The 768-nt window shown below is 56.4% G+C and carries 1 protein-coding gene and 1 pseudogene; both read right to left on the bottom strand.

The annotated features are described in order from the left end of the window. Positions 1-322 (bottom strand): IS66 family insertion sequence element accessory protein TnpB (tnpB, locus tag AAIR21_RS27735; RefSeq protein ID WP_434682822.1); only part of this gene is annotated, 322 nt, incomplete at its 3' end. A gap of 235 nt (positions 323-557) precedes the next feature. Continuing rightward, positions 558-672, bottom strand: a pseudogene (locus AAIR21_RS27730) (transposase); the annotation flags it as partial. Positions 673-768: the final 96 nt, after the last annotated feature.

The raw sequence follows: 768 nt of genomic DNA, 5'->3' as shown, positions 1-768 counted from the left end.
TTCTTTGCGGATGTTTCCAGTTAATGCCCTCCAGCAACATGGATAACTGTGCCGGCGTCAGATGGATTTTGCCTTCGCGGGTCACCGGCCAGATGAACCGGCCACGCTCCAGACGTTTTGTGAACAGGCAGAGCCCGTCGTCATCGGACCACAGCAGCTTTACCATATCGCCGCGACGTCCCCGGAAGATAAAAAGGTGCCCGCAGAACGGATCGTCGTTGAGGACATTCTGAACACGAGAGGCCAGCCCGTTGAAGCCGTTTCTCATGTCGGTAACGCCAGTCACCAGCCAGATGCGGGAACCGGCGGGAAGGGATATCATCAGCAACCTCTCTTCAGTTCGCGAACCAGAGCCGACAGCATGGCCGGAGTGAGGTTGCCGGACAGTTTCAGGCGTGCGCTGCCAAGGGTGACCTCACAGCGTTGCAGGCATTGCGTTGATGCTACCGGGAGAGCTGGCAGCGCGGGTCGTGAGTATTCAGTGGTCACAACTGGAACGATGTCATCACTGATAATGGCCGGTGCAGGGGATTCATCAGAAGGCTCATCAAGCAGATGACGATAGCGCTGACGCCAGGTGAACAGCAGGTTGTCATTAATCCCGTTCTGGCGGGCAAGCTGTGCCACGCAGGCACCGGGTTGCAGTGATCGCTGAACCAGGTCGAGTTTGAAAGGCATGGAGTAGGTTGCCCGTTGACGTCGGGCTGTGGGGGCTGTCATTTGTGATAGAGTCCATTTAAAAATTAAGTGGACTCTATCATCGCCGGA

This window comes from Enterobacter sp. PTB, from assembly GCF_051130085.1.
Classification (GTDB): Bacteria; Pseudomonadota; Gammaproteobacteria; order Enterobacterales; family Enterobacteriaceae; genus Enterobacter; species Enterobacter ludwigii.
This window is presented reverse-complemented; position numbering and strand designations above follow the sequence as displayed.